The 22,717-nt window shown below is 46.4% G+C and carries 16 protein-coding genes; 6 read left to right on the top strand and 10 right to left on the bottom strand.

What is annotated here, in order from left to right:
- Positions 1-13: 13 nt before the first annotated feature.
- From purD to PPO43_RS16045, 7 genes are all read right to left on the bottom strand, one after another.
- A complete protein-coding gene (purD, locus tag PPO43_RS16075; RefSeq protein WP_272621385.1) occupies positions 14-1,279 on the bottom strand; it encodes a phosphoribosylamine--glycine ligase in 1,266 nt (421 codons plus the stop codon).
- A gap of 378 nt (positions 1,280-1,657) precedes the next feature.
- Complete coding sequence (gene purB / locus PPO43_RS16070; RefSeq protein ID WP_272621384.1) at positions 1,658-3,022, bottom strand: adenylosuccinate lyase; 1,365 nt, start codon at positions 3,020-3,022, stop codon at positions 1,658-1,660.
- Between the two features lie 3 nt (positions 3,023-3,025).
- Positions 3,026-3,961, bottom strand: coding sequence for a phosphoribosylaminoimidazolesuccinocarboxamide synthase (locus tag PPO43_RS16065; protein ID WP_272621383.1), 936 nt, complete (start codon positions 3,959-3,961; stop codon positions 3,026-3,028).
- A 176-nt stretch (positions 3,962-4,137) separates the two neighbouring features.
- Positions 4,138-5,805, bottom strand: coding sequence for a bifunctional phosphoribosylaminoimidazolecarboxamide formyltransferase/IMP cyclohydrolase (purH, locus tag PPO43_RS16060; RefSeq protein WP_272621382.1), 1,668 nt, complete (start codon positions 5,803-5,805; stop codon positions 4,138-4,140).
- Between the two features lie 131 nt (positions 5,806-5,936).
- Entirely contained in the window at positions 5,937-6,752 is an 816-nt protein-coding gene (locus PPO43_RS16055; RefSeq protein WP_272621381.1) for a phosphoribosylformylglycinamidine synthase subunit PurQ, read from the bottom strand.
- 32 nt (positions 6,753-6,784) lie between these two features.
- On the bottom strand, positions 6,785-9,796 hold the full coding sequence (locus PPO43_RS16050; protein WP_272621380.1) for a phosphoribosylformylglycinamidine synthase subunit PurL: 3,012 nt from the start codon (positions 9,794-9,796) through the stop codon (positions 6,785-6,787).
- 60 nt (positions 9,797-9,856) lie between these two features.
- Positions 9,857-10,936 carry an AIR synthase-related protein gene (locus PPO43_RS16045; RefSeq protein ID WP_272621379.1) on the bottom strand — a complete coding sequence of 360 codons (1,080 nt, stop codon included), beginning with the start codon at positions 10,934-10,936 and terminating at the stop codon, positions 9,857-9,859.
- Positions 10,937-11,693: 757 nt separating this feature from the next.
- Between PPO43_RS16045 and guaB the strand changes: the two genes are divergently transcribed.
- Complete coding sequence (gene guaB, locus PPO43_RS16040) at positions 11,694-13,160, top strand: IMP dehydrogenase (protein ID WP_272621378.1); 1,467 nt, start codon at positions 11,694-11,696, stop codon at positions 13,158-13,160.
- A gap of 10 nt (positions 13,161-13,170) precedes the next feature.
- The gene (gene guaA / locus PPO43_RS16035) at positions 13,171-14,703 is read left to right on the top strand and encodes a glutamine-hydrolyzing GMP synthase (RefSeq protein WP_272621376.1); all 1,533 of its coding nucleotides are present in this window, start codon (positions 13,171-13,173) and stop codon (positions 14,701-14,703) included.
- Positions 14,704-14,745: 42 nt separating this feature from the next.
- Here guaA and PPO43_RS16030 read toward each other — a convergent pair whose 3' ends face one another.
- Positions 14,746-15,249 carry a hypothetical protein gene (locus PPO43_RS16030; RefSeq protein WP_272621375.1) on the bottom strand — a complete coding sequence of 168 codons (504 nt, stop codon included), beginning with the start codon at positions 15,247-15,249 and terminating at the stop codon, positions 14,746-14,748.
- Positions 15,250-15,294: 45 nt separating this feature from the next.
- Here PPO43_RS16030 and PPO43_RS16025 point away from each other — a divergent pair, with 45 nt between their 5' ends.
- From PPO43_RS16025 to PPO43_RS16015, 3 genes are all read left to right on the top strand, one after another.
- Complete coding sequence (locus tag PPO43_RS16025) at positions 15,295-16,230, top strand: dihydroorotate oxidase (protein WP_272621374.1); 936 nt, start codon at positions 15,295-15,297, stop codon at positions 16,228-16,230.
- A 598-nt stretch (positions 16,231-16,828) separates the two neighbouring features.
- Entirely contained in the window at positions 16,829-18,232 is a 1,404-nt protein-coding gene (gene pyrF / locus PPO43_RS16020; protein WP_272621373.1) for an orotidine-5'-phosphate decarboxylase, read from the top strand.
- Between the two features lie 32 nt (positions 18,233-18,264).
- A complete protein-coding gene (locus PPO43_RS16015) occupies positions 18,265-19,158 on the top strand; it encodes a KilA-N domain-containing protein (RefSeq protein ID WP_272621372.1) in 894 nt (297 codons plus the stop codon).
- Between the two features lie 7 nt (positions 19,159-19,165).
- Here the strand turns inward: PPO43_RS16015 and PPO43_RS16010 are convergent, their stop codons facing one another.
- On the bottom strand, positions 19,166-20,224 hold the full coding sequence (locus PPO43_RS16010; RefSeq protein ID WP_272621370.1) for a hypothetical protein: 1,059 nt from the start codon (positions 20,222-20,224) through the stop codon (positions 19,166-19,168).
- Between the two features lie 681 nt (positions 20,225-20,905).
- Between PPO43_RS16010 and PPO43_RS16005 the strand changes: the two genes are divergently transcribed.
- Positions 20,906-21,571, top strand: a complete 666-nt coding sequence (locus PPO43_RS16005; protein ID WP_272621389.1) for a recombinase family protein — start codon at positions 20,906-20,908, stop codon at positions 21,569-21,571.
- A gap of 141 nt (positions 21,572-21,712) precedes the next feature.
- Here the strand turns inward: PPO43_RS16005 and PPO43_RS16000 are convergent, their stop codons facing one another.
- On the bottom strand, positions 21,713-22,624 hold the full coding sequence (locus PPO43_RS16000) for a glycoside hydrolase family 73 protein (RefSeq protein WP_272621369.1): 912 nt from the start codon (positions 22,622-22,624) through the stop codon (positions 21,713-21,715).
- Positions 22,625-22,717: the final 93 nt, after the last annotated feature.

The following is a 22,717-nucleotide window of genomic DNA, read 5'->3' as shown; positions in this document are numbered from 1 at the left end:
GCTTGGCTGTGTTTTAGGCTTTTAATACTTTATAGACTCTCTGGCCAATATCTTTACGGTAAAAAGCCCCCTCAAAGCTCAGTTGCTGACAAGCCGCATAGGCTTTTTCTTGGGCCTCGGCCAAAGTAGGCGCTTGGGCCAACATGTTTAATACTCTTCCACCACTGCTGCAAAGTTGTCCATCTACTCGACTTACGCCAGCATAAAAAACAAGGACATCTTCAGGCATTTGGCCCTGACAAAGCAGGGGCATCCCTTTGGGATAAGCGCCAGGGTAACCTGGCGCAACTTGGACCACATCTACAAAGTAGCCTGGCCAAAATTCCATCTCCGCCTGAGCCAATTCACCCGATAAACAAGCTTGAACTAAGGGCAAAAGTGGCGTTTTGAGCTGTGGCAAAAGCACCTCTGTTTCTGGATCCCCAAAACGAACATTGTATTCTAAGAGCTTGGGCCCCTCTTCTGAAAGCATGACGCCAAAATAAATAATGCCTTTGTAGTCTAGGTTTTCAGCAGCGAGGCCAGCTATGGTGGGGGCAATAATTTCTTCTTGAATTTGGGCCAAAATATCCTCATGACAAGCGGGAACAGGAGAAATTACGCCCATTCCTCCCGTATTTGGCCCCAAATCGCCATCCAATAGCTGTTTGTGGTCCTGTGCTGGGGGAAACAACTTGCAGTTTTTGCCATCGGTAAAGCCCAAAATGGAAATCTCGTCGCCAATGATTTTTTCTTCTAATAAAAAGCGAGCGCTGGGACCATATTTTTTAATGAGCTCTTCTAAGGCATTTTCCAGTTCGGCCATATTGCTGCAGACAAAAACGCCTTTGCCGCCTGCTAGACCATCAAATTTTAGGACCAAATTGCCCGAATATTGGGCGGAAAATGCTTTGGCCTCAGCCAATTCTTGGCCCGAAAAAGCCTTAAACTTGGCGGTGCTGACCCCATACTTTTGCATGAAGTTTTTGGCAAAAATCTTTGAGGCTTCCAGCTGGGCCGCCGCCTGAGTTGGCCCAATAATTTGAATATTGGTATTTGCTCGAAAATAATCGACAATGCCATCGGTTAGGGGCTGTTCTGGCCCCACAAAAATATAATCGATTTGCTGAGCTTGGCTATATTGGGCTAAAGCTTCAAAATCTTGAATATCAATAGCTGCTGAATTGGGAATGCCCGCATTTCCGGGCCAGCAAAAAACATTTTCTTCGCCCAATTCCTGAGCAAATTTCCAGCTTAGGGCATGTTCTCTGCCCCCACTTCCTAAAATGGCAATACGCATAGATTAAGAGTATTTATCAACGTCTTTTGGAGAATGAAATTGGCTAATTTTGGGCGCTCAGGGCGCGAAGCGCCCGCAGGCAATAGCCAGATTTAAACGCACTCACTTTTATAGTTTGCAGCAATTTCCCGCTAGTCGGCCCTATTTTTCTCGGCTATAGCGAAGGCTATGCCCTTAAAAAATAGCTAGCCTAGCAGAAAATTCATAGCAAACTATGGCCAAAGCAGCGCGATTAAATCTGGCTGAGGGGCTGTAGCAGGGCCGCCGAAGGCGGCAGACCAAAGGCTTTTGTAGCGAAGCGAAAAAGCCTGAAGGGCCGAGCGAACAGCGAGCTGCGGAATGGCCCGACCCGAGCGAAGCGAGGGGCAGCCCCAAATCCTACTGCTTCAAAAGCGCCTGCGTTTGTTCCAAAACGAGCTCACAAATGCGAATGGCATCGCCTACATAAGTATCTGGACGCAGCGCCTTGCAGCGGTTTTTGATTTCTTCGGAAATATCGAGTCCGTCCACCAAGGCAAAAAGGCTGTCTAGGGTGGGTTTTTTACCTCGAGAAGCCGCTTTGAGGAGGTTATAAGGATCTTCTACACCAGCAATTTTGAGAATGGTTTGGATGGGCTCGGCCAAAAGCTCCGGACTTTGGTCCAAAACGGCTGCGCATTGGGCCTCATTTACGGCCAATTTATTCAGTCCTCTCAAGGTCTCGCCGATGGCCATATAGGCATGGGCCAAGGCCACGCCCATATTGCGCTCCACGGTCGAATCGGAAAGATCGCGCTGCATTCTGGAGCGGCAAAGTTTATCGGAAAGCACCGTCAATAGACCATTAGAGAGCATCATATTACCCTCGCTATTTTCGAAATTGATGGGGTTAACCTTATGTGGCATGGTCGAAGAGCCGACCTCGCCGGCCTTGCTGCGCTCATAAAAAAGCTCATAAGAAATATAGAGCCAGCAATCGACATCTAAGTCCATGACGATATTGTTGAGGCGGCGACTGAGATCGAAGTACTCGGCCCAGCTATCATGATCCTCAATTTGAGTGGTGGCCAAGTTCAATTCAAAGCCTTCTTGGGCCAAGAAATTTTGGGCAAAATCTAGCCAATCTACCTCTGGAAAAGCGGCCAACATGGCCGAATAATTGCCCACTGCCCCGCTCAATTTGGCATAAAAGCGATGATTTTTCAGCTTTTCATAAACCCGAGCGATGCGATTGATATAAACCGCCAACTCTTTGCCCACCGTAGAAGGCGAAGCTTTTTGTCCATGGGTTTTTGTGGGAAAAGGGATGCTTTTCCAATCTTCGGCCAATTGCATGAGCTTGTGCAAAAGTTGCTCAATTTGAGGCAATTGAACCTCTTCCAAATAGCCTTTAAGCATATAATTATAGGCCATATTATTGGCATCCTCAGAAGTCAGGGCAAAATGAAAAAGTTGGTCCTGACTGATCTGGGTTTTCTCTCGCAAGAAGATTTCGCAAGCCTTGACATCATGCATTGTTTTTTGCTCAATGGTTTTGATGGCCTGATAATCTTCTTCTGAAAAATGCTCGATTAGTGCTTCTAGTCGTTGCCGTTCCTCGGCAGAAAGGGCAGGAAAAATGCCCAATTTATCTAGGGCCAAAGCATAGCGTAATTCTAGTTTGCAGCGATTATACATCAGGGCAAATTCAGAAAAATATTCGCCATGTAGAGGCAATTTTCGGGCATAGCGCCCATCTAAAGGAGAGATCGCTTTATGATTCATAGCTTATTTTAATTCTACGGTGGGAAGCTGCTCAACTAAGCCAGCTTTTAATAGGTTTTTGGCCATTCTTTGGGCCGGTTCTTCGCTTGAGGTCAACCATTTTTCGCCTAGAATACGCTCGTAAATTTCACGATAGCGGCGACTAGTTTCTTGGGCGACCGATTCGGGCAGTTCTTGAGGCAATTGGCCCTCAATTTTATTGGCTAACATCCATTGCCGCAAAAATTCCTTATCGAGCTGCTCCACTATCAGGGGATCTTTTTCATAATCGGCCTGTCGCCAAAATCGAGAAGAATCTGGGGTGTGGATTTCATCAATCAAAATGATTTGATCGCCAATTTTGCCAAATTCATATTTGGTATCGACCAACAAAATGCCTTTGGGAGCCAAATATTGTTGCCCAAAAGCAAAAAGCGCTAAGGCTTTTTCGGCCAAATAATCCCATTCCTCAGCAGTAGCCAAACCTGCCGCAATAATTTCGGTTGGACTCATTTCCTCATCATCTTCCGTTTTGGCGGTGGGGGTCAAAATCGGCTGCTCAAAAGCCTGGTTTTTGCGCAATCCATCGGGCAATTCTAGGCCCGAAAATAGGCGTTTGCCCTCCGCATAAGCCCGCCAAATGGAGCCCGTCAAATAGGCGCGGACGACCAACTCAATTTTGAAGCTTTTGGCCTCTTTGACCAAGGTCAAATTGGGGTCAATTTGGGCCAAAAAATGATTGGGAATAATCTGCTGCGTTTTTTGCATCCAAAAGTTGGCAAGACTATTCAGTATGGCTCCTTTTTCTGGAATTGGCGTTTTGATTTTTAGATTAAAAGCAGAAATTCGATCACTCAAAGCAATCAAACGCCGCTGCTCATCCACCCCAAAACTATCCCGAACTTTTCCCGAATGCAAAAGCGGCAATCCGCTGATGCTCAGTTTTTTTATTTGCTGCATATTGATGACTGTTTTGTTTTTTGGGGCCTCCGCAGCGAAGCTGCGGCGCTACGTTGTGGGGCTCGCTATTCGCTCGGCCCTTCGGCGGCAAAGCCGCCTCGGTCTGGCCCTAGGGGCCACCCCTTCACATCGCTAGGCCAGCGGGCTGCGCCCGCTTCCAAACGCAAATGGACCATTTAATGCTTAAAATGACGCAATCCAGTAAATAACATGGCGATATCGGCCTGATCGCAGGCGGCAATTACCGATTTATCTCGAATAGAGCCGCCAGGCTGCAAAATATAGCGGATGCCTGCTTGGGCGGCTAGTTCTACATTATCGGCAAAAGGGAAAAAGGCATCGGAAACTAGGTAGCATTGGCCCAAAACGCTGGCTACATCTTGAACGCCTTCTCTTTGTAAGTTTTCTTTGGCCTTTTCAATGGCTAGTTTAGTGGCGACGAGGCGGTTGGGTTGTCCTGCTCCCATGCCCAAAATTCGGTATTGCTGCTGATTGACCGCTTGGACCAGCACAATCGCATTAGATTTTATGCTCTTAATGGCCTGCAAACCAAATTCAACTAAGCCTTTGGCCGCTTCATCACTGGGGAATGGGCGGGCCGTGACCGATTCTTGTTGGTTGTATAGGGCAAGGTCCGCTTCTTGGACCAATAAACTGCCTGAGAGATAACGATAATCTATGGCCTTTTCAAGGCGAGCAATATCAAGCTCTAAAACCCTTAGGTTTTTGTGTTGCTGTAAGTATTCTAGCGCTTCAGCCGTAATTTTTGGGGCGATAACTACCTCTACAAATTTGCGTTGGCTGCGGTCCTCGGCATCTAATTGAAAAAACTCGGCAGTTTTGAGCTCCAAAGCTTGATTAAAAGCGATGATAGAGCCAAAAGCAGAAATGGGATCGCCAGACCAAGCAGCTTCTAGGGCTGTTCTTTGGTCCATACTTTTGGCCAGGCCGCAAGGATTGCTATGTTTGACCACAGCCACCGCTTGTCCACCTAATCCCTGAACGGCATCTACTGCGCCTTGTACATCCAAAAGATTATTATAAGAAAGGGCTTTGCCATGCAAAATGCGGATATCGGCCAAACTGAGGGCTGAACTATTTTCTCGGTAAAACTCGGCGGCTTGGTGGCTATTTTCGCCATAGCGCAAAGAGCGGCCTTGTTTAAAGCTTAGGCGGAGGCTCTTTTTGCCCAATTCTTCATCCATGCGCATAGCAATGCGGGCATCATAATCGGCCGTATGATTGAAAGCTTTGGCCATCAATTGTTGGCGGAGGGCTAGGCTTGTTTGGCCATTTTGGCTTTGGAGTTCGGCCAAAAAGCCTTCATAATCGCTAGATTGGACCAAAACGGCCACATCCTTAAAGTTTTTGGCGGCGGCTCTAATCATGGTGGGACCACCAATGTCAATATTTTCAATTAGGGTGGGGAAATCGGCGCCAGCTTCTTGGACCTTTTGGAAGGGGTAGAGATTGCAAACCACCAAATCAATTCCCTCAATATTTAGGTTTTGGGCCTCTTGGGCATCGCGTTCTCGATCGAACAAAAGGGCCGATCCAATTTGGAAAGAAATCGTTTTCATTCGGCCACCAAAAGCTTCTGGATTTCCCGTAACAGCTTGAATATCGGTATAGGGAATTTTGGCCTCTTGCAGGGCTCGGCCTGTGCCGCCCGTAGAAATCAGTTCAACGCCTAAATCGTGAAGGCCTTGAGCCAAGGGAATCAAATTCGATTTATCGGAAACAGAAAGAAGAGCTCTTTTAATTTTGCGAAGCTGCATAAGAAGCAATTGAGAGAAAAGTGAGAGAATAATTAGTGGTCCATTATTGAGTATAGCAGGGCGCAAAGCGCCCGCAGGCCTAGCGATGTGCAAGGGTGGCCGTCAGGCCAGACCGAGCCAGCAAAGCTGGCGAAGGGCCGAGCGAATAGCGAGCCCTGAAACGTAGCGCCGCAGCTTTGCTGCGGAGGCCCCAAATCTTAATTCGCTTGAATATGTTGCACAATATTTTTGAAAAATTTCAGGCCCCAGCCCTCCTCAGAAAGTTGAGGATTTTGGCGTTTCATTTTGGGCCAATTCGGGTGATTATAGAGGCTTAAAAAAGCTTCTGGATGGGGCATCAGGCCGAAAACCTGGCCGGTGGGATCGCAAAGTCCGGCGCAAGAAAGCTCTGAGCCGTTGGGATTAGCGGGATATTCAGTGGCTAAGTCGCCATTTTCTAGGCAATAGCTGAGGCAATTGAGTGATTTTGTGCGGACAATCTGCTTGAGTGTGTCATCGCCAAAAAGGAGGCGGCCTTCTCCGTGGCGGACCGGCAGCGGGATAATATCGATGCCTTTTAGGAAGGGGCTTTCGGAGTCGGGATTCACCTTACAGTAAACCCAGCGGTCCTCATATTGGCTAGAAAGATTGGGCAAAAGGCTAGATTGTTGGACAAAACTGAGGCGGGTATTGGGCAAAAGGCCCAGGCGCACCAACATTTGGAAGCCATTGCAAATGCCCATAATAAAATGGCCATTATTGAGGAAAATTTTGAGCTCATCGAGCAGGCTATTGCCATTGGGGAGCTTCTTATATCGGATTTTATTGGCCATCACTTTGCCAGAGGCCAGATCATCTCCGAAAGAAAAGCCGCCAGGGAAGTGAATCAATTGATATTGGTGAATATCGTGGCCCTCTAAAAGGACCTCATTAAAGTGGTGGATATGGGCTTGGGCGCCTGCCATTTGGTAGGCGGCGGCGGTTTCTTCTTCGCAGTTAATCCCAAAGCCAGTAAGCACAAGAACTTGTACCATGGTAAGTTATTTAGTAAAGGAAGGTCCAGAAATTAGAGAGAAAGCGTTTGCGACCAAGCGGTTTCCAATTGCTCGATGTTCAATTGGATCAGCTCCTCTTGGCCGAGTTGGATACTCAACTGTTGGTCGTCGCTTACTTGGCCCAAGAAAAAGGCAGAATCGCCCATAATTTCTTCAAAAGCAGCTTGATTTTCGGGGGCGATAGAGACTAAAAAGCGAGAATTTGACTCAGAAAACAGCAATTGTGCAGCCGTCAAATCGCCTAATTGCTCCAGTTGGATATTGGCGCCCAAATCGCCACCGAAACAAGACTCGGCCAAGGCAACGGCTAAGCCGCCATCGGATAAATCGTGGCTAGAGGCGATCAAACCAGCTTCATTAGCCTGCATAACCTTGATATAAAGGGCTTTGGCGGCTTCTTTTCGGACCTTAGGAACATTAGCGCCTAACTCGCCAAATAGCTGATAAAACTCAGAGGCGCCCAATTCATTATAAGTAGTGCCCAATTGATAAATCAAGTCGCCAGGCATTTTAAATTCTGCACTAATGGTTTGGCGAACATCCTTCATTTTGGCCGTAAAAGAGTAGAGAATAGTGGGCGGGACCGAAATCTTTTGGCCCTCTGCCTTAAAGTCGTTTTTCATACTGTCCTTACCTGAAGTGAGGGGGATATCGAAAAAGCTGGCCATATCATAAAGGGCTTGGCACATCTGCACCAATTTGGCGAGTTTGAGTTTGCCATCTGGATTATGTTCGGGATGAAACTCCGAATCGGGCACACAAAAATTATCGTTAATGGACCAGAAAATATCATCGTTTTCTGTCATATTGGGTAGGCGGCCACCCACCGAAATAATTTGGCGGATCGCCTCATCAAAGGCGCTGGCCGACATTTGGTAGGCATCAATATCGCCATAGCGGGGAATAATACCATTAGATACGGCTACCCCTTGATAATCAGAGAAATCAAAGCGAAGAACGGCTGCATCTTGAGGGGCTTTACCTTTGGCGCCCATTAGTGGCTTGAGAATAGTTTTTCCTTTGACCTCATGGTCGTATTGGCGGATAATACTTTCTCTAGAGCAGATATTTAGGCTGCTCATCAGGTCTAAGAGCAGTTGATTATAATCTAAGTTTTCGGGAAGCGCTGGCTCTTGAAGTTCTGGTTTTTCCCATTCGGCCCACATTTCTTTTTGGGGAACGCCTTCATGCAAAAACTGCATACTCAATAAGGCAATTTGTTCCTCTTCGTAGCGAATATCTAAATAGCCATCATTGGTGAAATAGCCAATATCGGAGAGCTCCACTTCATATTGTAGCGCGAGCGCTTTTAGGGAAGGCCATTTTTCTGTTTCCACGACTAAAGTCATGCGTTCTTGCGACTCAGAGACAAAGATTTCCCAAGGGCGAAGACCTGCATATTTTAGTGGCACCTTTTCCAATTGGACCAAAGCCCCGCCGCTAATTTCGGCCAGTTCGCCCACCGAAGAAGAGAGTCCCCCTGCGCCATTATCCGTACTACATTTAATGAGTCCTTGAGCGGTGGCCACTCGCATAAAATCGTAAAGCATTTTTTGGGTGATAGGGCTACCAATTTGGACTGCTGACATAGGTGAATGCTCATCAATTTCAATAGAAGAGAAAGTAGCGCCATGAATGCCATCTTTGCCCACTCTACCGCCGGCCATAATGATGCGATCATTAGCATCAATTGGTTTTTCCCAGCTATTTTTGCCCAAATAATCGTAAGGCATAATGCCCGCAGTACCACAGTAGACCAAAGGTTTGCCGCTATAGCGCTCATCAAAGACAATTGAGCCGTTGACTGTAGGCACGCCAGACTTATTTCCACCATCTTCGATACCTGAAACGACCCCTTCCATAATTTGGCGGGGATGCAATTGGCCCTTGAGTAGTGCTTTGTTGTAGTTGGGTGGGCCAAAACAAAGGACATTAGTATTAAACAGCAGTTGAGCGCCACCCACTCCCGTTCCTAGTGGGTCGCGATTGTTCCCTAAAATGCCTGTAATTGCTCCACCATAAGGATCAAGTGCAGAAGGCGAGTTATGCGTTTCTACTTTCCAGACAAAGAGATGTTTATCCGTAGCTTTAACCACTCCAGCATTATCAGAAAACACCTTGACCAGCCAATCATTGCCTTTTTCGGCCAAAGAAGCAGCCACATTATCGGTAGCACCTTTGATAAAGGTCTTAAAGAGCGAATGAATCTCTTTTTCTTCGCCTGTTTCTAGGTTTTTATAGTGAATCAAGGCATTAAATTCCTTGTGTTTGCAGTGCTCGGACCAAGTTTGGGCCAGCACTTCTAGCTCGCAGTCGGTTGGTTGAGCGGGCAAGCCTTTGGTCGCTCTAAATGCTTGGACCGCCTCGCTGCCATAATAGTCTCTAATGGCTTGCATTTCGGCTAAATTGAGGGCCAAAACCATTTCTTTAGATAGCCGCAGCAGTTCTTCGTCGCTCAAAGGGTCCAAATCAATCAGTTGGCGCTCTTTATTGGCTTGTATTTGCACTTTGGGAACATAAAAAGGGCGGTCAAAACCGCCTTCTTGGGCCTTGAAATAGCTAAAATGATGAATTAGTGGGTTGCCCAAAAGGCGCTGGGCCAAGGCCTTGAGCTCTTCAGCCGTCAAATCCTTTTCTATGAGGTAGATGGTTTGGCTAAAAATGCGCTGTTCTTCTGGCTCAAAAGGCAAATTGAAGAAATCGGCCCAAGCCATTTGGGCCGAGCGGCCCTCATCATCTGTAACTCCAGGTAATTGGGCAATAGCTACCGCCGAGGCAAAACCTTTGGGCCAATTTAATTGATTGATTTCAATTTGGTCCGTCAAAGGATCTTGAATACAAGCCTCTGCAAAGGCCAAGAGCTGCTCTTCTTGGGCCTCTTCGGCCAAAGAAAAGAGCTGAGTTAAACGAATTTCACCCGTTTTGAGGCCCAAATGTAGCTCTGCAGCTTGCACAATCTTCTGGCCCTGCCAATCGGCTAAATTGGGACGTAGATAACGGAATATATGTGGATAGTTGGTCATTAAATTAGATATGTGGTCCAACAAAAAAAGACTGCCCAATTTGGGCAGTCTTTTCTATGCTTAGAAATTGTAGTTCAATGTTTTTTCCTCCAAGACAATCTGAATATTGGGTGTAGCCGTAATTTCTCCCGCTCGAACTAGCTGATAAGGAGTATCTTGGGCCAAAGCTAAAGCAGCATCTAACTGCTCGGCTGGCAAAACGGCTAAAAAGGCATTTCCCATGTTCCAGTATAAGTAGGCGTCTTCTAAGGTAATTTCCCCTAAACTCATGACTTTTTTCATCATTGGCAAGGGCGCAAAGAGGTTTTCTAGACGAGCTCCCTTATTTTTTCGCTTAAGCAAGCGCCTGAAGTTGTCGGCTATGCCGCCGCCCGTAATATGGACCAAGCCGCTGGGCAAAATATCATGGCTTAACCATTTGTTGATGAGTGGCGCGCAAATCAGCGAGGGCGTTAAGAGTTTTTCGCCCCAACTGCAAGTATCATCATAGGGCGCATCCTGCCAATCTGGGCCAAAGTTTTTTTCCATGATTCGCCTAATGAGCGAAAAGCCATTGCTTCTAAAGCCCTGGCTCTTCACCGCCACAACAACTTGTCCCTCTTCTATCTGACTGCCATCGATGGGCTGTGCCAATTGCGTGGGCAAATGCCCAATGGCCGTAGAACACCAATTGAAGTGCATCCCCTCGCCATAACCCGAAATGCGATTGCCCAATTCGGCAATTTCGCCTCCCGTGATGCTCACGCCCGTAAATGCACAGGCCTCCGACAAGCCTTTCATCAACTCGTTGATGATTGCTTGGTCCAAATGATCTACATCAATAATATTGGATAAGTTGGTGGGTTCAAAGCCCGCTGTGGCCAAATCATCGGCCACCATGGCTAATAAATCAAAACCCAGAGTATCGTATTTTTTGCTTCTTTCGGCCAACTCAATTTTGGTCCCGATGCCATCCGAAGCAATACCAATTCGCTCTTGGCCAAATAAGAGCAAATTCGAAAATCCACCTTCTAAATTGGGCGCCAAAGCCCCCGCCTTTCCTGCTCTTTGCACAAAGGTCTTTTTGGCCCAAGCATAGGCATCCTGAGAACAGGAATTGCCCAAATTGATATCCATTCCGCTAGCCGCTTTCTTTTGCATGTTGCTTTTTCTTAATGATTCAAAAATCTGGCTTTGGAAGAACTTTTTGTCTTTTTTGGGGCCTCCTGCCTGCGGCAGGCGCTACGTTCCGCAGCTCGCTGTTCGCTCGGCCCTGCGGCGGCTGCGCCGCCTGGGTCTGGCCTGACGGCCACTGCTGCACATCGCTAGGCTGCTCCTCTTTTGGGTTTACTTTGGGCATTCTGCTTCGGCCTCCAAGCATTAAAGATTCCGTTATTTCTTTAAATCTTTAATTCTTTATTTAACGGAATCTTTATTCCGTCAATGGGTCCAACAGTCCTCATTTCCATCCGCCCAAAGAGATCAATTTATGAGGGTTTTAACCCTCATTTATAAGGCATCGCAAAGCGATACCAGATTGCTGTGGGTGTTAACCCACAGTATCGGCTGAGGGATGGACAAGGGTGGCCCGCAGGGCCAGACCGAGCAAAAATGCGCAGCATTTTTTGCGAAGGGCCGAGCAGACCTGCGAGCCCTGAAACAGCCCGACCCGCCCACAGGGCGGGGCAGCCCCAAAAACATAAAAAACTGATAATCAAGGGTTGATTTTGAATTCAGTCCTTAATGAGCTGCAAAACTAGGGATAATTCACTAGACTAGCCTAAGGGCTCAAATTGAATTAACAATTAGTTAAACGCTTAGGGCCGAAAAGCCCCCCTTTTTCTAGCAGAAGATGCTTACTTTTGCTTGCAATTTTTTCACAAGCGGCAGTGCATGCCTCCCTATCAATCTCTTCTCTATGGAAAAATTGCTGAAAACAGGCCTCACCTTTGACGACATTCTGCTCGTCCCTGCCTATTCTGAGGTCCTTCCGCAAGAAGTCAGTTTATCAACTCAACTTACCGCCAAAATCCAATTGAATATTCCTTTGCTTAGTGCCGCTATGGACACTGTTACGGAGTCTAGAATGGCTATTGCTATGGCCCGCCAAGGCGGTTTGGGAATCATTCATAAAAATATGTCCATTGCCCAACAAGCCGAGGAGGTGGACCGCGTGAAGCGCTCGCAGAACTTCATCATCTCTAATCCATTTTACCTCAGCCCCGATCATTTTGTGCATGAAGCCGAAGCTTTGATGTCAAAATATCGCATTTCGGGCGTGCCGATTTGTGATGAGAACAAAAAACTCTTGGGGATTTTAACCAATAGAGATTTGCGTTTTGAGACCAATTTTGACCAAAAAATTGGCGAAGTGATGACCAAAGAAGGCCTAGTTACGGCTCCTATCGGCACTACTTTAGAAGGCTCCAAGGCCATTTTGCGCCAACATCGAGTAGAGAAATTGCCTTTGGTCGATGAGCAAGGCCGTTTGGGAGGGCTCATTACGATTAAAGACATTGAAAAGGCCGAACGCTACCCCCAAGCCGCCAAAGATGAGCAAGGCCGTTTGTTAGTGGGGGCCGCTTTGGGCACCTCGGCAGATACCATGGAAAGGGCCGCAGCTTTGGTCCAAGCGCATGTAGATGTGGTTACTGTAGATACGGCGCATGGACATTCAGCCAAGGTCTTGGCCACCATCAAAGCGCTAAAACAAGCTTATCCTGATTTACAAATCATTGCGGGAAATGTAGCGACTGCTCAGGGAACTTTGGCCCTGATTCAAGCTGGGGCCGATGCCGTTAAAGTGGGCATTGGCCCTGGTTCTATCTGTACCACTCGGATTGTAGCGGGTGTGGGTGTTCCTCAAATTACCGCTATTTACGATTGTGCGCAGGCAGCCAAGGCCCATAACATTCCCATTATTGCTGATGGGGGAATCAAATACTCCGGCGATTTGGTCAAGGCTTTAGGTATGGGTGCTAGCGCTTGTATGATGGGGAGCATTTTTGCAGGCTGCGATGAGAGTCCAGGCGCTATGGAACTTTTCAAAGGTCGAAAATTCAAAGTATATCGAGGGATGGGCTCTATTGCAGCCATGGAACAAGGCAGCAAAGACCGCTACTTCCAAGATGAGCAAAAAAATAGCAAAAAACTGGTCCCTGAAGGCGTAGAAGGTCGAGTAGCTTACAAAGGCTATGTAGAAGACAGTATTTTCCAATTGGTTGGTGGGATTCGCCAAGGGATGGGCTATGCAGGCACGGCAACCGTGGCCGAATTGAGCGAGAAAGCGCAATTTGTCCGCATTACCAATGCCGGCCTCAAAGAAAGCCACCCACATGATATTCAAATTACGAAAGAGGCGCCAAATTATAGCCTAGACGCTTAAAGATAAAACTATGCAAAAAGAAGTCGTTCTGGTCCTTGATTTTGGGGCCCAATACAATCAACTCATTGCCCGAAGATTAAGAGAGGCCTCAGTGTATTCCGAAGTCGTTTCGGGCCAAATTACTGCCGAAGAGGTCAAGGCCAAAGGCGCTAAAGCCATTGTGCTTTCTGGTGGTCCCGCAGTCGTTTATGCAGAGGGAGCGCCCTCTATGGATCCCGCTATTTTAGATTTGGGTTTACCCATTTTAGGCATTTGTTATGGGGCACAGCTCTTGGTCCATTTGTCGGGAGGAAAAGTAGCGCCAGCCTTGGCTAGAGAATATGGAAAAAAAGAGCTGCAAGTGCAGCCAACAGCTATTTTCAAATCGGTTCCCGCTCAATCTGATTGTTGGATGAGCCACACTTATCAAGTCAGCGAACTGCCAGCGGGCTTTGAAGCCATTGCGAGCACCGATCATTGTCCCGTGGCGGCTTTTGCCCAAAAAGAAAAGCAAATTTATGGCTTCCAATATCATCCAGAGGTCATGCATACGGCTTTTGGTCAGCAAATGCTCCATAACTTCCTCTATGAAGTGGCGGACCTAAAAGGCGATTGGCAAACGGATAACTTTATTGAGGCCAGTTTGGCCGAAATTCGAGCGAAGATTGGCGATAAGAAAGTACTTTGCGCTTTGTCTGGAGGCGTAGATTCTTCGGTAGCGGCCATGTTGGTCCATAAAGCAGTAGGCAAACAGTTGACCTGCATTTTTGTAGATAATGGCTTGCTGCGTAAAAATGAGGCGGAGCAGGTGGAGCAACTGTTTCGCCAAGAGCTCGATTTGCAGCTCATCTGTGTAGATGCTAAAGAGCGCTTTTTAAATCAATTAGCTGGGGTTAGCGATCCAGAAGAAAAGCGCAAGCGCATTGGCGAGACCTTTATCCGAGTGTTTGAAGATGAGGCCAAGAAAATCGGCGAAGTAGACTTTTTGGTCCAAGGAACGATTTATCCCGATGTGATTGAAAGCGGGGCGGGACATGCCGCCGTGATTAAATCTCACCATAATGTGGGCGGCTTACCTGATGTCGTCGATTTTAAAGAGCTGATTGAGCCACTTCGCCTGCTTTTTAAGGATGAGGTGCGGACCGTTGGGGCAGCTTTGGGCTTGCCCAGCTATTTGGTCAATAGACAACCTTTTCCTGGACCAGGTTTAGCCATTCGAGTAATTGGAGAAGTAACTGAACCTAAATTGGTCATTTTGAGAGAGGCCGATTATATCTTCCGAAGCGAAATTGAAGCCGCTGATTTAGAAGAAGAGGTTTGGCAATACTTTGCCGTACTCACAGGCATCCGAACCGTAGGCGTTATGGGCGACGAAAGAACCTATCATTATACTTTAGGCCTAAGAGCGGTCTCTAGTGTAGATGGCATGACAGCCGATTGGTCCAGATTACCACTTCCCCTTTTGGCCAAAATCTCTAACCGCATTGTCAATGAGGTGGAGCAGGTGAACCGCATTGTTTATGATATTACCTCTAAACCACCAGCAACAATTGAGTGGGAATAAATAGAAAAGGGCTGTATATACAGCCCTTTATTTTAATATCGATTAGAACAATTTTCTAATGCAGCAGATCTCTAAAATACCATCATTTTTCTGACAAACAATGGCATATTGCTTAGGGTCACTTTTGCTGCGGATAAGCGTATACTCTCCTGCTGATTCCATAGAACCCGCTTGTCCATCTGCCCAAGCGCCTGTTTTAGTAGACGCATTTTCTTTCCAATAACCCGCTTCAACTAGTTTAGCGATAGTGGCTTCATCGGCAAACTCCCAGTCGTCGGGTAGTCCATCATCTGTAGTAGTAATGACTTGAAATCCTTTGCTAGCCAAAGCTTCTCGTTCTTCGATAGATACTTCAACCCAATCATCGGGTAATCCTTCATCTGTGGTGGTGACAACATGCAAGCCTTTCTGGGCCAAAGCTTCTCGTTCTGCCTCAGTTACAATTCTGTATTTAGGTCCATCTAGATCATTCGATTCAGAAGGTTGAATTTGCGCAAAAGCAGTATTTGCTAGCAAAACAGCCAGAAATAAAAATAAAATCTTCATAATTAAATATTGATTTGAGTTATTCAATTTTTTAATTTAAAAAAAATGCTGAAAACAAAAATAGCGAACATTAAATTAGCCAACTGTATATACAATGCTTCTGGTCCAGCCTGCAGCAGCTTAGAAGAGTTGCAAGCCCTTGGACAGTCTGCGGCGGGAGCTATTTTGTCCAAAAGCGCCACCCTAGCGCCCAGATCGGGAAATCCCGCTCCTCGCTATGTAGATACGCCTTGGGGCAGCATCAACTCTATGGGCTTGCCCAATAAGGGCCATGCTTATTATTTGGCGGCAGCTAAGGAATTGGCCAGTTTTCAAAAGCCTTATATCGTTTCGGTTTCGGGTATGAGTTTGGCCGATAATCTCAAGATGATTGCGGCCATGCAAGAGGAGGAAAATATTGCGGCCATAGAGCTGAATTTGTCTTGTCCAAATTTGCCAGGCAAACCCCAAACGGCTTACGATTTTGAGCAAACCGAAAAAGTATTAGCGGCTGTTTTTGCCCAAAACAACAAGCCTTTGGGGGTCAAATTACCGCCCTATTTCGACCTGCTGCATTTTGAGCAAATGGCCCAAATTCTCAATCAATTTCCCTTGTCTTTTGTGAGCTGCATCAATAGCATTGGCAATGGCTTGGTCATTGATTGGGAAAAAGAAGAGACCTTAATTCGCCCCAAAGATGGCTTTGGCGGTTTGGGCGGCGATTATATCAAGGCCACCGCCCTGGCCAATGTCCGACAGTTTTATTTGCTCTTGCGGCCAGATATTTCGGTGGTGGCCGTGGGTGGCATCAAATCGGGCCAAGATGCCTTTGAGCATATTTTATGTGGGGCCAAGGCCGTACAAATTGGCACGCATCTGATGAAAACTGGTCCTCGTTGTTTTGCGCAAATCAGCGCCGAACTAACGGCCATTATGCAAGCCAAGGGTTATCAATCGATAGAAGATTTTCGAGGGAAATTGAAGACCGCCGCTCCTATTTAAAGACGTTCTGCCTGTTGGCTGGAAGGTCTTTTTTTTTAGGGTTTGGGGCTGCCCCGCCCTGCGGGCGGGTCGGGCTGTGCGGGGGCTCGCAGGTCTGCTCGGCCCTGCGCTTTTTCGCTACGCTCAAAAGCTTGGTCTGGCCTTCGGCCACCCGCTACCATCCCTCAGCCGATACTGTGGGTTAAAACCCACAGCAAAAAGGTATCGCTTCGCGATGATTTAAAAATGAGGGCTACCCCCCCTCATGAACTCGCCTCTAGCTGCAAAATTGGAGCATGCAAGGAATAAAGATTCCGTTATTTCTTTAATTCTTTATTTAACGGAATCTTCATTTCGTTAAATCTTTAAATAAAGATTTCTTTATTGAGATTAATGGCTGTAAATCAGTGAATTAGGGTTTTAGGCCAACAATATAAGCCAAAAGTTTGTACAAAAGATGAGCGGCCTAGCGATGTGCAAGGGTGGCCGTCAGGCCAGACCGAGGCGGCTTTGCCGCCGAAGGGCCGAGCGAATAGCGAGCCCTGAAACGTAGCGCCGCAGCTTTGCTGCGGAGGCCCCAAAAAAACATTAAAACAACATCATCACAACTAATAAAACTATGCAAAAGAAAGAAGCGCTTTTACTGAAATTGGAAGAATTGGGCGTATTGCAATTTGGGCAGTTTACGCTAAAGAGCGGCTTGTCCTCGCCTTTTTATTTAGATTTTAGACGGGTGGTGGCCTACCCCAAACTGCTTAAGGAAATTAGCGAGCAACTTTGGGAATTGATCAAAGATTTGGAATTTGACCATTTGTGTGGGGTGCCTTATGCGGCCCTTTCGCTCAGCTCGGCCTTGTCGATGATGCACAACAAACCGATGATCGTCAAGCGCAAGGAAGTGAAAAAACATGGGACTAAAAAAATGGTCGAAGGCGTCTTTGAAGAGGGCCAAAAAGCCGTTGTTATTGATGACGTCATTAGTAGTGGCATCTCGATGATAGAGACCTTGGAAGTCATTGAGGCCGAAGGCTTAGAAGTGGATTATGTCATTTCGATTGTGGACCGTATGCAAGGGGGCGTATCGACCTTGGAAAAACAAGGTTATCAGGCTTTGTCGGTCTATACCATTGCCGAGATTTTGGACATTTTGTATCGACATGATCGCATTGATGAGCAGATGTATAATCTGACCTTGGCCTTTGTGCAAAATAACCAGATTGGTTATGAGCAATTGCGCTTACAGCGCAAGGCCGTTCCCCGCCTCAACTACTCGACCATCAAAGTGAATACGCAAAATGGGGTGACCAAGCGTCTCATCGACATCATGGAGCAAAAACAAACCAACCTTTGTTGCTCTGCGGATGTGGGGACCAAAGCCAAATTGCTGCAATTGGCCCAAGAAGTGGGACCATATATTGCGGTTTTGAAAACGCATATGGACAGCATTGAAGACTTTGACCAAGAGCTGGTTGTTGAATTACAAGCTTTGGCCAAGCGCCATAACTTTCTCTTGTTTGAGGACCGCAAATTTGCCGATATTGGGCATATTGTTCAACAACAATTTAAGGCTGCCCCTTACTGCATTGCCGATTGGGCTGATCTGATTACCGTGCATGTGGTGGCTGGCGCCTCTAGTGTAGAAGCCTTAAAACAAATTGCGCTGCAGAAAAATGTAGGCTTGATTGTGGTCGCTCAAATGTCAACTGTAGATACCTTAACTAGTAGAGAGTACATGAAAAAAGCCTTGGCCATTGCCCAAGATCAGCAAGAAGTGGTTGTGGGCGTGGTCAGCCAAAACAAACGGCCAAGAGATGCAGGACTTTTGATGTTTACTCCAGGCATTAAGCTAGGCGGTGGCAGCGATAACTTGGGCCAGCAATACAATCATCCTACAGAAGCCTTTGAAAAAAGAGGCATTGATTTGATGATTGTGGGCCGAGGAATTTACCAAGATGAACAGCCCGCCCAAAAGGCCGCCGAATACCGAAAAGTAGGTTGGGAAGCCTATTTGAAGCGCTTGTAAAACAAGCAAAAAAGTGAAAGAAAATACTTATTATGCAAGCAGTATGGGAGTTGCCCATGCTGCTTTTTAGTTTTATAGAGATGGCAAAGAAACAGGGAATCCTCCAAGTACAAGGCACCGAAATTCGATTATATAGTGAGCAACAAGAAGATTTTATCTCACTAACCGATATTGCACGCAAATTCAACCCCAAAACAGGGCAGTTGATCCTCAACTGGTTGCGTAATAGAAGCAGTATTAGCTTTTTGGGTGCCTGGGAAAGCCTACACAACCCCAATTTTAATGTACTCGAATTTGAGAACATTAAAAATCAGACTGGCGATCCAACCTTTACGCTAAGCTTGACCGAATGGATTGAGAAAACGGGCGCTCTTGGCATTCGCTCTAAAAAAGGGCGTTATGGTGGGACCTATGCGCATCAGGATATTGCTTTTGAGTTTCTCTCTTACCTCAGCCCTACCTTTAAACTCTATGTTTTCAAGGAGTTTCAGCGCCTTAAACAGCTTGATGAGGCCCAAAAACAAGAGGCCTTAGGCTGGAACCTCAAGCGTATGCTGACCAAAGTCAATTATACGGTGCATACCGATGCCATCAAAGAAGAATTGATTCCACCTAGAGTGAGTGGACAAGGATTTATCTATGCTGGAGAAGCCGATATTCTAAATGTGGCCGTTTTTGGCCTAACGGCTAAGTTTTGGCGGCAACAAAACCCCGATTTAAAAGGCAATATTAGAGATTATGCAAGCACCGAACAACTATTGGTCCTCGCTAACTTAGAAGCCGTCAATGCGGAATTGATTCGGATGCAATTGAGCCAAGATGAACGAGCCGATATTCTCAATCAAGCGGCTATCAAACAAATGCAATCTCTTTTGACCTCTAGATCCTTGCCCAAAATGGAGGATCCCAAACGCTTAGGCAACTAATTCCCAACTATTTATCTAAGCGCAAGCGATAATAATCTAACTGATGCGGCTGCCGCCCCCAGAGCAACTCCCGATCATCATCAAAAAGGAGGTAAAGCTCGCCTTTTGGCCCAAAACAAAGGCCTTCTGCCTTATGTGGAACCTTAAAAGGTTGTTTTTCGGTCCCTTGCAAAACCGCTAAATCCGCCTTCTTTTGTCCTTTTTGGTAAGGAAAACGCCAAACATAGCTGCTCAAAGCTTCGCCCTCGACTTCCATGCTTGTTGCCAAATAAAAGCTTTGTTCCTCTGCTCGATACTCTAAGGAAGAAAGGCCCAAAGGCAAGTCCTTTGCCCAAGTAGGCAAGTTAAGTGCTAGCTCCTCCATATTGAGGTCCAAAACAGGCATGCCTGCTGCATTATAATCGTATTCCAAACATAAAATCCGCAGCTGATAATCAAATTCTTCATAGCTTTTGCCTAGCGCACGTAGGCCCAAAAACAGCTGTTGATCAGGCCCTTCCGCTAGGCCTTCTAGTTTATAATAAGGCTGTCCCAAATAGTCTTTAATCGCCTTTTGCAGGGCCAAGCTGCCCTGTTGCCCACTCTTTTCTTGTGTTTCTGCGCCCACCAAAAAGGGCTGTTTTTCGCCATTTTTCCAAAACCAAAGTTGGTTATAGCCTGCCCAATCATCAGCTTTCAAGCGATCAAAAGCGGTCATGGCCCAAAGTCCTTTTGGCCCAACGGCCAGAGCTTCCAATTTTTCCACTTCGGCCAAATAATTGGCGGGAAAATACTGGGCTTTTCCAGTTAATGGAGCCCCCATTTTGAACAAAGGACTACCCAAATTAGGCGGCAAGGACTTATCCGAAACCAAATAAAAATGATCGGCCCAATAGGCCAAAGCCGAGCCCTCACAAAAGGTCCAGCGCTGCTTGAGCGAGTCAAAATGAGGGGCAAAGCAATCTATGCGGCCGGAATCCAATTGCGCTAGGGCTAAAGCTGTGGCTTCCTTTTGGTTTTGGGGTTTTGGCCCTCTACAGGCAGCAAAAAAAAGCAATATACTAAGGACAAAAAGATTTGTTTTCATAGTTTTTAGATGTTTTGGGGCTTCCCCTCCCTTTGGTCGGGTCGCTCTATGCTACGGGGCTCGCAGGTCTGCTCGGCCCTGCGCTTTTTTCGCTTTGCTCAAAAAGCTCGGTCTGGCCTGCGGCCACCCCCTACCATCCCTCAGCCGATACTGTGGGTTGAAACCCACAGCAAAATGCTATCGCTTCGCGATGATTTATAAACGAGGGCTACCCCCCTCATGAACTAGCCGCTAGCTGCAAAATTGGGCCAATAAAGATTCCGTTATTTCTTTAATTCGTTAAATCTTTAATTAAAGATTTCTTTATTGCTACTAGGCGCTATAAATCAGGTATTTAGTTTTTAGGCCGAAGCAAATAAGGCAAAAGTTTGTACAAAAGATGAGCGGCCCAGCGCTGCGGACTGGTGGCCGTAGGCCAGACCAAAGCGCTGAAAGCGCTGCAGGGCCGAGCGACCCGACCAACGGGAGCCGACGCAGCGAAGCAAGTAACAGCGAGCCAGGCAGCATAGCGGCGGCCAGCAAAGCTGGCCGCGGGCCTCTAACCCTAAAAAATTCATTAAAAACCCTCCATTATTTTATAATAAAAATTGCAAAATAATTCACGGATAAATTAACAATAAAAGTTGTCTAAAAACTAAGGCTTTAATGGTTTTTAGCGAATTTTGGGACAAAAGCAGCATTATGGCAGAAAATCAGGCCGTTTGGCAAAAATTTAAGCAGCAAAAAGGGGCAAAGGCTTTGGCCTATCTGCGGGTGTCTACAAAAGAACAAAATTTAGAGAAAAACAAGGCCGAGATTCTCTTTTTGGCCAATGATAAAAATTTGGGCAAGGTCTTTTTTATTGCCGAAAAAGTATCGGGCCGAAAAAATTGGCGGGAGCGCTGGTTGGGCCAAATTATTGAAGAATTGGGCCAAGGCGATACGATCATCGTCAATGAGCTCTCTCGGATTGGCCGCTCGATGTTGGAAATTATGGAGGTCTTGCAATTGGCACTCAAAAAAGGAATTCGAATTTATGCGGTCAAAGGGGGCTGGCAACTTGACGAAAGTTTGCAGAGTAAAATTATGGCCCTGGTCTTTTCTATGGCTGCCGAAATTGAGCGCGACCTCATCGCCCAGCGGACCAAAGAAGCCCTGGCCGCACGCAAAGCCAAGGGCCTGCCTTTGGGCCGACCCAAAGGCCCTGGCCGCTCTAAACTCGATCCTTTTTGGCCCGAAATACAAGCACTTTTGGCCCAGGGCAGCAGTCAACGCTATATTGCCGATCGCTATAAAACGACGCCCTCCAACCTCAATCGCTGGCTCAAAAACAAAGGTTGGCGAAAAAAAGATGGACCAAATAAATAAAGATTCCGTTATTTCTTTATTTCGTTAAATCTTTAATTAAAGATTTCTTTATCAATTCTAAAACGCTGAAAATCAGCAATTAAAAAAGGCCCTAGACGAGGTCTAGGGCCTTTGGGCTTGAAAAATTAACAATCAGCAGCTCTAATTTGGAGCCTTGTCAAAACGTTGTAGGTTCAGTTTTTCTATAATTTCTATTAGCGTAGCTCCATACTTTGGATTCGTTGCATAACCTGCGGATTGCAAGCCACGGCTCCAGTTTTTATAATCTGTAACTTCTAGCTTTAACAAGTGCTTATAACGTTTACCTTGTAGTAATTTGCTATGTTCTCTAAAGCTGTACCAAGGCGATTCAAAAATTCGGAACATATCATATTTATCGTCATCGGTATAGTTAGCACAGCGGCAGCCCAAACATTTTTTCTTGCATTTTATCCCAAAATGATTGTTTTCATTTTTGGCCAATCGGCTATCGCCAGCATTGCTTTCCAGTAAACCTTGAGCCAAAGTAATACTTGCAGGTATACCGTAAAGCTCCATTTCTTCTACAGCAATTTTGGCGTATTTTTTTACGTAATCGGTACACTTTTTTGTCTTAAAAGCAACGACTTCAGCTGATACGCCCAAGCGTTTGGGTAAGGTTGGGTTGAGCACAAAGCCCAAATTAGAATATTTGGCGGCCTCGGCTTGCTGTTCTGTGCTCAAAGCGGCACCTACAGCAGTTGCGGCATTAGCTAAATTGAGTTTATCTCTAATGTCCTTAGATTTTTCTTTAATCTGTTCCCACCAAGGTCCCGCAACCGTATGAACAGCAGCAAGTTGTGGGCGAGCTTTTGGGGCCAATTCGGCTTGACCAGTTTCCAATACTTCGGGTACCGACAAAGATAACTGAAAAGACAATTCTCTTTGAGAAAGTAAAAAGGCCAAACTTCCTAAAACGACCCATTGAAATTTGGCTTTTCTGCTCATTTGTCGTGGATAGACAAGCAGGCTTCTGGGGTTTCTCCAGACCACAGCAATATTGTGGCGCAAAAGGCTGAGATTTTTTTCAAGCATAGCGATTGTTTTGATTGGTGAGCAAGATGAGTTGCCATTTCCTACACAAATTTAAAACAATTTGTTTCAATTCTGCAAAAAATTCCAACTTTT

The organism is Saprospira sp. CCB-QB6 (genome assembly GCF_028464065.1).
In the GTDB taxonomy this organism is placed as follows: Bacteria; Bacteroidota; Bacteroidia; order Chitinophagales; family Saprospiraceae; genus Saprospira.
Note: the sequence above shows the minus strand (reverse complement) of the source record. Positions and strands in the feature narration are given on the sequence as shown.